The 9589-nt window shown below is 66.1% G+C and carries 9 protein-coding genes; 4 read left to right on the top strand and 5 right to left on the bottom strand.

Translation table 11 applies throughout. The features are described from left to right. Positions 1–197: 197 nt before the first annotated feature. Both DC363_RS15085 and DC363_RS15080 read right to left on the bottom strand, forming a co-directional pair. On the bottom strand, positions 198–497 hold the full coding sequence (locus DC363_RS15085) for a CcdB family protein (RefSeq protein ID WP_108641985.1): 300 nt from the start codon (positions 495–497) through the stop codon (positions 198–200). Continuing rightward, a complete protein-coding gene (locus tag DC363_RS15080) occupies positions 497–727 on the bottom strand; it encodes a type II toxin-antitoxin system CcdA family antitoxin (protein ID WP_108641984.1) in 231 nt (76 codons plus the stop codon). Before DC363_RS15080 ends, DC363_RS15085 begins: the two co-directional genes overlap by 1 nt. 223 nt (positions 728–950) lie before the next feature. On the opposite strand from DC363_RS15080, the gene DC363_RS15075 reads away from it, so the two are divergent. The 3 genes from DC363_RS15075 to DC363_RS15065 all read left to right on the top strand — a co-directional run bounded on the left by DC363_RS15075 (position 951) and on the right by DC363_RS15065 (position 4289). Further along, positions 951–2114, top strand: coding sequence for an HlyD family secretion protein (locus DC363_RS15075; RefSeq protein ID WP_108641983.1), 1164 nt, complete (start codon positions 951–953; stop codon positions 2112–2114). Between the two features lie 9 nt (positions 2115–2123). Then, positions 2124–3167 (top strand): FUSC family protein, encoded by a 1044-nt coding sequence (locus DC363_RS15070; RefSeq protein WP_108641982.1) that lies wholly within the window; start codon positions 2124–2126, stop codon positions 3165–3167. Between the two features lie 183 nt (positions 3168–3350). Then, positions 3351–4289 (top strand): dihydrodipicolinate synthase family protein, encoded by a 939-nt coding sequence (locus DC363_RS15065; RefSeq protein ID WP_108641981.1) that lies wholly within the window; start codon positions 3351–3353, stop codon positions 4287–4289. 72 nt (positions 4290–4361) lie between these two features. Here the strand turns inward: DC363_RS15065 and DC363_RS15060 are convergent, their stop codons facing one another. Beyond that, entirely contained in the window at positions 4362–5381 is a 1020-nt protein-coding gene (locus DC363_RS15060) for an Ldh family oxidoreductase (RefSeq protein WP_108641980.1), read from the bottom strand. Positions 5382–5548: 167 nt separating this feature from the next. Here DC363_RS15060 and DC363_RS15055 point away from each other — a divergent pair, with 167 nt between their 5' ends. Further along, positions 5549–6577, top strand: a complete 1029-nt coding sequence (locus DC363_RS15055; protein ID WP_108641979.1) for a trans-3-hydroxy-L-proline dehydratase — start codon at positions 5549–5551, stop codon at positions 6575–6577. Here the strand turns inward: DC363_RS15055 and DC363_RS15050 are convergent. Both DC363_RS15050 and DC363_RS15045 read right to left on the bottom strand, forming a co-directional pair. Further along, entirely contained in the window at positions 6544–8319 is a 1776-nt protein-coding gene (locus DC363_RS15050) for an aminopeptidase P family protein (RefSeq protein ID WP_108641978.1), read from the bottom strand. The genes DC363_RS15055 and DC363_RS15050 overlap by 34 nt on opposite strands. Next, entirely contained in the window at positions 8297–9577 is a 1281-nt protein-coding gene (locus DC363_RS15045; protein WP_108641977.1) for an alpha/beta fold hydrolase, read from the bottom strand. The genes DC363_RS15050 and DC363_RS15045 overlap by 23 nt, the downstream gene beginning before the upstream one ends. Positions 9578–9589: the final 12 nt, after the last annotated feature.

Here is a 9589-nt window from a genome sequence, read left to right as displayed (position 1 = left end):
AAAGCAACCTGATGGAAATACAGAACCGGTTGGAGTAAAGCGACATATCAGGAACTGCACTTCAGCGTGAGTTCACACCCTGCTGACGCGATCCTGATCCCACACGCCCCGCGCCGCTGCGCGACCCTGCTACGTAGTTCAGACATCTTCGGTAGCCGTGCCAGTTCCCATTCAGTCAGGTTGCGGTGATCCGGCGGTCAGAACCCTTGGGTCAACATGTCCAAAGCGTTGGTGATGGTATCGGATGCGGTGTCGAGGCGGGCGACCGGTTGGCCGAGGATCGCGGCGGGCACGGCGGCGATGAATTGCGTCACCATCACGACGGCCGCCCCTTCGACCTCGAACTCCGGATTGAGCCGTTTGGCCGGCTCGGGGGCATGGGCCCGTGGCATCAAGGGGGCGACGACCCGGGTGTTCAATCCGTCCAGCAGATCGCTTTGCACGTCCAGAAGATACCCCGGCCCCTCGGGGTTGGGAAAGACGTCGAACCGCGCCATCAGAACTGACGGAACCGCGCCAGCGGCACGCCGTGGGCTTCGACGTAGGCGTTGGAGCTTTCCAGCGCCGACGCGTTCTCGGCCTTCCAGCGTTCGGCCTTGGCGGAGGCGACCGCATGGCGCACCCCTTCTTCGGCGGCGCGGGACAGGTTCACCTTAAGCGCGCGCGCCTCGGACAGCAGGGCGGCGTCAAGCGACAGGTTCGTGGGCTTGCGGGGCTGTTTGGTCATGGAACCTCCTGCGGTAACCATAGGGGCACAGGACGTGCGCGTCAATCATGCGCATTATCTGTGTCAGAGCGTTCAGGCTTTGATCGCGGCGACAAAAGGTATTCCCCTCTTTACAAGATTGGCGTAACGCTCCGAAGCGCGCTGGTGATTCTGCCCGGCGGGCCTGTTCAACTGTCCGTCCTGTTGCCGCGCTGCGGTGTGTCCTTGGGCGAAAGGAGATCCCATGACCCATTCCGACCATCCGCACCCCGACCAGCCCGAAACGCAGGCCGTCGTTGCCGCCGAAACCCCTGAAACGGGTGCGGCGGACGAGACGCCGGCCAGCAATCCGGCCGGAAAGATCGCCCTTGTGGTGATCCTTTTGCTGCTGGTGCTGGTTGTCATCTATGCGCTCAGCGACCGGATGGCACCCGCCTCGTCGCGGGGGATCGTCTCGGCCCATGTGGTGCAGATCGCCGCCCGCGTGCCCGGCGAAGTCACCCGCGTCGCCGTCGCGGATGACGCAGTGGTTGAAGCGGGCGACGTATTGTTCGAACTCGACCCTCGTCCTTTCGAGCTTGCCTTGGCGCAGGCCGAGGCCAACCTTGGCACCACGACCCAGAACATCAGCGCCTCGAGCGCGTCGCTGGTCGCGGCGCAGGCCTCTGTCACGCAGGCGCGCACATCGCTGGAAACCACCCGCGATCAGGCCGACCGCACCTTCCGGCTTGAGGAACGGGGCATCGCTTCGACCGCGCAGGCCGACACCGCGCGCGCGCAGGTGGCCGACGCCGAGGCCCGTCTCGCCACCGCCGAAGCGAACCTTGAAAGCGCCCGCCAGCAGCTTGGCTCAGACGGGGCGGACAACCCTGCTATTCTGGCAGCCCAAGCGCAGCTTGAGCGCGCGCAATATGATCTGGCCTCGACCACCGTGCGTGCGCCGCATCTGGGTGTGGTGACCAATGTCACGCTGGCCCCCGGGCAGTTCGTCGGCGCGGGCAGCCCCGCGCTCACCTTCATCGATTCCGATGCCGCCTGGGTGACCGTCGATCTGCGCGAGAACCAGTTGCAGAACGTCGCGCCCGGAGACCCGGTCGGCCTGTTGTTCGACGCCATCCCCGGCAGGATTTTCGACGGCCACGTGCAAAGCATCGCCTGGGGGATCAACCCGGGCCGCAACGTGCAGGGCGGGCTGGTGGTCAATCAGCCGTCGAACCGCTGGTTCGAGCCCGCGCGGCAGATCCCCGTGCGCATCGAGCTCGCCGGCGGGATGGAGAACTGGCCCGACGCCGTGCGCGTGGGCGGCAAGGTGCATGCGGTCGTCTATGCCAGCGGCACCGGCAATCCGATCGCATGGATCGCGGCTGGCCTTCAGCGCATCCGGTCGATCACGACCTATCTGCACTAGGTCGCCGCGATGTATGTCACCCCGCGCCCCGTCCTGTCGGAAGATCCGCTCTACGCGGTGCGTCTGGGGTTGGCCGGGGCGCTGGCCTATGCGGCGATCCCGATCCTCAATCCCGCTTTGCCGCCGATCATTGCGGCCCTGCCCGTAGGCCTGATCGCGGCGCAGCGCAAGGCGTTCAACCCGGTGCGGATGCTTGCCGCGCCGGTGGTGATGATCCTGCTCGTCTATATCATGACGTGGTTCGTCGAACAGCTGCGGCCGATGCCGGTGGTCTATGTGGGGGCCATGTGGCTGACCTATTTCTTCGGCTTCCGGATGGTGCTGCAAACCGGCGCGATGGCGGGGATGTTGATCCTGATCGTCGCCGTCCTGATGTCGGTCATGGGGATGAACGGCAACGCCACGGTTGAGGCGATGCGCGACGGCTTCGTGCAAGCATCGCTCGTCGCGGCGGTGGTTGGCCCGCTGGTTTATCTGCTGCTGCCCGCCCGCACCCGCGAGATTCACGAGGATGACCCAAAGCCCAACCCCGGGCGGATCAACACCGGTGCTGCGATTCGGGCAACGGTCCTGCTGGGTCTGTCATTCTGGCTGTATTCGGTCATGCAGCCGTCGGACATGATGATGGCGATGGTGGCAGCGATGGTGATCGTCTTTCCCACCCGCAGCGGCGTCTGGTCCGAAGCCGAGCAACGGGTCCGCGCCACGGTCTATGGCAGCGCCCTTGCCATCGTCGTGCTCGCCGTTTTCGTGCTGTCGCAGCATCTGCTGATTCTGCTCGGCCTTGTGTTTCTGTCAGGGCTCTATTTCGGCAGCAAAATGTTCGACGGGCCGCAGCCCAGCATGGTCTATCAATATGGCTATTCGGTGCTGCTGTCGCTGGTGGCCGGTGCGCTGTCCACGCAGGATGCGGGCTATGCGATCTTCACCCGTGTGGTGCTGACCATGGCCGGCGCGGGGGTTGCCGCCTGCACCGTGGCCCTGTTCGACCAGATCACCGACTGGCGCGGCGGCGATGCGCCGCATCCGGCCAAGGCCCCGGGCGCGTTGTAGCGCCCCCCAAATCCTGATGGACCTTCGCGATGTAGCCACGGCTCCGCGCACAGAAAATACGTGGCGGAATTCTTTTGTCGACATTGAGTATGCAAACGGCTTATATGGCCGGGAACCCGATGCCGTGGCCCCTGAACGGGGTGCGGATCATTGACGCGATGCCCAAGAATAAAGGATTGACCGATGGACAACGCAGTTTTCACTGGCACCATGCCAGCCCTGATGACCCCCTGCAAAGAGGATCGCACCCCCGATTTTGACGCGCTCGTCCGCAAGGGGCGTGAGCTTGTGGACGCCGGCATGTCCGCTGTCGTCTATTGCGGCTCCATGGGCGACTGGCCCCTGCTGACGGACGAAGAGCGCATGCAAGGCGTGGAAGCGCTGGTGAACGCGGGCCTCAAGGTCGTTGTCGGCACCGGTGCCGTGAACACCAAGATCGCCGCCGAACACGCTGCCCACGCCGCCCGCGTCGGCGCTGCAGGCCTGATGCTGATTCCTCGCGTGATGTCGCGCGGCGCGTCGATCCCGGCCCAGAAGGCGCACTTCAAGGCGATCCTCTCGGCCGCGCCTGACCTGCCCGCCGTCATCTACAACTCGCCCCACTACGGGTTCTCCACCGGCGCGGACCTGTTCTTCGCCCTCAAGAGCGAGCACCCCAACCTTGCCGGTTTCAAGGAATTCGGCGGCAAGGCGGCCCTGACCTATGCGGCCGAGCACATCTCGAGCGGCAACCCCGACGTGACGCTGATGGTCGGCGTGGACACCACCGTGTTCCACGGCTTCGTCAACTGCGGTGCAACCGGCGCGATCACCGGCATCGGCAACGTGCTGCCCAAGGAAGTGCTGCATCTGGTCGAGCTGTCGCAGAAAGCTGCCAAGGGCGACGTGGACGCCCGCCGCCGCGCGCAAGAGCTTGAGCAGGCGCTTTACGTCCTGTCCAAGTTCGACGAAGAAGGCGACCTTGTCCTCTACTACAAGCACCTGATGGTGCGCGGCGGGGACGAGGAATACCGCCTGCACTTCAACGAGACAGACGAGCTGAGCGACGCGCAGCGTGCCTTTGCCGATGCGCAGTATGACCTGTTCAAGACATGGTATGCGGAGTGGTCGAAAGCGGCCTGACGCAAAAACCGGACACCCCTGCGGGTGTCCGGTCCATTTTCCTGTACGGAATGATCGAAAAGGCGTGGCCGCTTAGGCCGCGCCTTCTTTTTCCAGCCGGTCGAGTTCGTCCAGCTCGGCCTTGGTCAGCGGAATCCCGTCGCGCAGCGCCTCGGCGCGGGCCGCGAAACGGCGTTGACCGGGCAGGCGCGCGCCCTGCCCTTCGATTGCACCGATGAAGGCTTCCGCCGTTGCGCGCGGATCGGCGCGGCCGCCGGCGAAGCGTTCGGGATCGAAAGCCAGGATCAGCTCCCCATGACGCGGCGCGATGGTCGTCGTGCCCAGCCACTCCAGCGCCTTGTCCGAGGTAAAATCCCCGATCAACGCGCCCGCCAGCAGTTCGATCATCGTCGAGATTGCCGACCCCTTGTGCCCGCCAAAGGGCAGCATCGCCCCGTCCAGCGCGGCTTCGGGACTCGTGGTGGGCTTTCCGTCCGCGTCCAAGGCCCAGCCTTCGGGCAGGGGATCACCGGCGCGGCGGTAAAGCTCGATCTCGCCCCGCGCGACGACGCTGGTGGCGAAGTCGAAGACGTAAGGGTTTTTGCCTTCACGCGGCCAGCCGAAGGCAAAGGGGTTCGTGCCCAGCAACGGTTCGGTGCCGCCCACCGGCGCGACGGTGGCGTAGCTGGGGCACATGGCCATCCCGGCCAGCCCTTCGGCGGTGATGTCTTCGATCTCGGGCCAAAGGGCGGCGAAATGCACGCAGTCGTTGATCACCAGCGCCGCCAGCCCGCTCTTGCGCGCTTGCTCGGCCAGCACCGGCAGCCCGCGCGCGAAGGCAAGGTTCGAGAAGCCGCCCTTGGCGTCCACCCGGATGATTGCGCCATCCGGCTCGGCCACCACCGGATCGGCGTCGGGCACGACCTTGCCCGCCTCAAGCGTGCGCAGACAGCCCGCGATGCGGTAAACGCCGTGGGACTTGCAGCCGTCCCGCTCACCGGCGACGATCGCCCGGCCGAGGGTGGCCGCGTGATCCGCCGAAAATCCGGCCTTGACGAAAATCGCTTCGACCCGCTCGGTCAACGCTGCGACCGATACCAACTCATGAGACATCCGACCCTCCTTTACCCGTGGGATACATCGCAATCTGGATAGGCGGACGGGGCCCATTCAGCAAGCTAGTATTTTTTCTGTCGACAACCTCAGGGGGCCATCCTAGGGTCCCGACCAATAGGATCGGCCCGGTGCCGCCGGTCCACGGGCTATAGTCGGAGGACCCCATGCGCAGCAGCAAAATCGTTCATATCATATCCGCCCATGCGGAAGGCGAAGTCGGCGACGTCATCGTCGGCGGCGTGGCCCCGCCCCCCGGTGACACCATCTGGGAGCAGTCCCGCTGGATCGAGCGGGACGGCACGCTGCGCGATTTCGTCCTCAATGAGCCGCGCGGCGGTGTCTTCCGGCACGTGAACCTTTTGGTGCCGCCGAAAGACCCCCGCGCCGATGCCGCCTTCATCATCATGGAGCCCGAGGACACGCCGCCGATGTCCGGCTCCAACAGCATCTGCGTCTCGACCGTGTTGCTCGACAGCGGGCTGGTGCCGATGCAGGAACCGGTGACGGAAATGGTGCTCGAAGCGCCGGGCGGTCTGGTTCAGGTCCGCGCGGAATGTTCCGGCGGCAAGGCGCAGCGCATCTTCGTCGAGAACCTGCCCAGCTATGCGGACTGGCTGGATGCGACGCTCGAGGTTGAGGGGATCGGCACGCTGACCGTCGACACGGCCTATGGCGGCGACAGCTTCGTAGTGGTGGACGCCGAGGCGCTTGGCTTGTCGCTGGTCGAGGATGAGGCGCACAAGATCGCCCGCATGGGCGTGAAGATCACCGAAGCCGCGACCAAGGCCCTGCCCTTCCAGCACCCGACGAACCCGGACTGGAACCATTATTCTTTCTGCCTGTTCGCTGGTCCCATGGGCCACGACGAAAACGGCATGCGCAGCCGGCAGGCGGTGGCGATCCGGCCGGGCAAGGTCGACCGCTCGCCCACGGGCACGGCGCTTTCTGCGCGGATGGCGCTGCTGTCGGCGCGGGGCGAGATGGGGCCGGACGACCGGCTCACGGCGGAATCGCTGATCGGCTCCACCTTCTCGGGCCGCATTCTGGGCGAAACGAAGATCGGCGACAAAACCGGCATTCGCCCCGAAATTTCGGGCCGGGGCTGGATCACCGGGACCCACCAGCACATGCTGGACCCCGATGACCCATGGCCGCGCGGTTACCGCTTGTCCGACACTTGGGGCGCGCGCTGATCCAGCGGCGCGGTCGCCGCGATCAACCACTCCCGCACCGCTCCGGACAGGAGCGGTGCAACCGCCTCGCGCACCTGCGCGTGATAGCTGTCGATCCAGTCCCGCTCCCCGGCGTCCAGCGTGTCGAGGTCGTATAGACCCAGATCAATCGGCACCAGCGTCATCGCATCGAACCCGATGAAGCCCGCATCCCGTGCGACCACCTCGACCTGATTTTCCACGCGAATGCCCCAGACGTCCGCCTCGTAAAACCCCGGCTCAAGGGTGAGGACATGGCCCGCGCGCAGCGCGAACGGGTTGGGTTTCTGGCCGATCCGGTGCGGGTGTTCGTGCACCAGCAAATTATGCCCGACGTTGTGGCCGGTGCCGTGATCGTAATCCAGGCCCATCTCCCAAAGGGGTGCCCGCGCCAGCGCGTCGATCTGGTGCGGCATGGTCCCGTCAGGGAATTGCGCGCGCGACAGGGCGATGAATCCGCGCAGGACCGCCGTGGCGATGCGGCGCACCTCGGCGCTCACCGGGGCGAAGGCATAGGTCCGCGTCACATCGGTGGTGCCGCCGGTGTATTGCCCGCCGGAATCGCAAAGGAACACGGCGTCGCGCGCAAGACGGGCTGAACCTTGCGCGGGCGGGTGGTAATGGCACATGGCCGCATTGCCGCCCGTGGCGGCGATGGTGACGAAGCTCGGCTCTTGATAGTCCTCCGACTTGGCGCGGAACGCCTCAAGCTGCACGGCGGCGGCGGTCTCGTCCGGCAGAGCCTCGCCCTGCATCACCTCTGACAGCCAATGGCCGAAATGCGCCATCGCCACGGCGTCATCCAGATGCGCCCGGCGGAACCCGTCAAGCTCGGCGCGGCTCTTCAGCGCCTTTTCGATGGTCACGATGCCTTTCGCATGACGGCTTTCGCCAAGCGCCTGTTCGACCGCATCCGGCGTAAAAGCGGGGTCGAAGGCGCAGGCCGCGGTCTGCTCTTTCAGCCACGGCAGGAAGGCTTCGATCGGGTGAAGGGTCACGCCCTCGGGCTGGATGTCCTTGCACTTGGCGGGGTCAATGAACCAATGGGCCGCGCCTTCGGCGGTGACCGTGGCAAAGGACAAAGGCAGCGGGTTCATCGCCACGTCCCCGCCGCGCATGTTGAACAGCCACGCGATGTTGTCGGGCCGGGTTTCGACCCAGACGCCGGCGCCCTGTTGATCGAGTTCCTGCGCCAGCCACTGCAGCTTGTCGCCCGCACTGCGGCCCGCTTCGGCTTCGGGCAAGGCGCGCACCGGCGCCTGCGGCATCGCGGGTCGGTCGCTCCAGACCGCATCGAACGGGTCGTCGCAGGGGGTTAGCGTCGCCGTCCCCGCCTTGTCACGCAGACCCTGCATCTGCGCCACGCTCCAGCGCATGGGATCGTAGCCGATGGTGCAGCCTGCGGCGCGGTCGCGCAGCCAGCCCCCCAGCGGGGCATCGTGAATGTGGCCGAAGGTCCAGTCGGCCCCGTCCACCTCTTGCTGCGCCTGAATGCCGTAGCGCCCGTCGACAAGGAAGACTGCGCCGTCCGCCATCACCAGCGCATGGGCGAGCGAGCCGGTAAACCCGGTGAGCCAGGCAATATCGCGGTCATGCTCCGGCGCATCCTCGTTCTGGAAGGCGTCGGCGGTGGTCAGGATCATGCCATCCAGCCCCTGCCCCGCGATCCAGTCGCGCAGACGCGCAAGACGGGTGCTGTGGTCAGCGAAGGTATGCGTGTCCATCAAGAGAGTCCTCCATCGCGAAGAGATGTTCCAGAACGCGGCCGCTGTGGCGCAGCCCGTTGTGTTCGTATTCGTTGGTCAGCCAGATGCGCACATTGCCCACGTCGCGGGCGGTCTGCATCGACAGGTCCATGTCCACATACATGTCGTCGGCATAGACCGCCGCCCAGACCGGCACGGTGTTCTCGGCCAGCTGTGCGTGATCGTAAAGCGGCGCATCCAGCGGGCGCTGCGCCAGCGCTTCGGCGGCGGGTTTGAAGGGCCGCAACGCGCGGATGTCGTCGAACATCCAAGGATAGATCATCTCGCCAGTGAACAGCAGCGGGCGGGCGGCGGCGTCAAAGGCGGGAAACTCGGACAGCACCCGCTCGGCCGCCCAGCCCGTGCGCGCGCCGTCCTGCCCGTAGATCCCTTCGTGGATCGCCGCGAACAGGGGGTTGTCGTCGAACGAGGTCATGCCGCGCACGGTGCCCAGAAAACTGTCCGACACCTCACCATCGGCGGCAAAGGCCTCGTCGAGCAGCCAGTGCAACGTCTCGAACCCTTCGACGGTGCCCAGTTCCATCCCGAGGTATTGCAGCCGCCGCACGGTCAGCACGTCCCCATCGGGCAAGCGCACGTCGCCCCGCGCCAGCCGGTCGGCGAGGCGGTCGACCTTGGCCCGATCATCGGGGTAGCGGTCGAAGTACAGCGCGTTCTTGTGGGCCACGCGCGGGTAAGTGTGGCGGTAGATCGTCGCCGCATCGGCCTTGATCCCCGCCATGCCGCCGGTGACGTAACAGCCCGCCAGCCCTTCGGGCGCATGCGACAGATAAGACAGCGTCAGGAACCCGCCGTAGCTCTGCCCCAGCGTGAACCATGGCTTGCCGTCAAACAGCGTCTTGCGGATGTGTTCGCAATCCTTCACCACGCTGTCCGCGCGCAGGCACGACAGGTAATCCGCGCCCTCGTCCGCGCCCATCGCTGCGAACTGGCGGCCCTGCACGGGCGTCGAGCGCCCGGTGCCGCGCTGGTCCAGCAACAGCACACGGTGGCGCTTTGTGGCCACGTCAAGCCACGCCGGGCCGCGGTTGGGGCGCGGGGATTTGCCCCCCGGCCCGCCTTGCAGGAACACGAGCACCGGCAGGTCCTCCTGCATCCGGCCCGGGGCCGTCACCTCCCGCGCGAAGACCTCGATCGTCGCGCCGTCGGGTTTGGCCCAATTCAGGGGAACATCGACCATCCGGTCGCGCGTGTCATAGCCGGGAATGCGTTGCATCGGTTTGCCTGC

The organism is Thalassorhabdomicrobium marinisediminis, assembly GCF_003072065.1.
In the GTDB taxonomy this organism is placed as follows: domain Bacteria; phylum Pseudomonadota; class Alphaproteobacteria; order Rhodobacterales; family Rhodobacteraceae; genus Octadecabacter; species Octadecabacter marinisediminis.
Note: the sequence above shows the minus strand (reverse complement) of the source record. Positions and strands in the feature narration are given on the sequence as shown.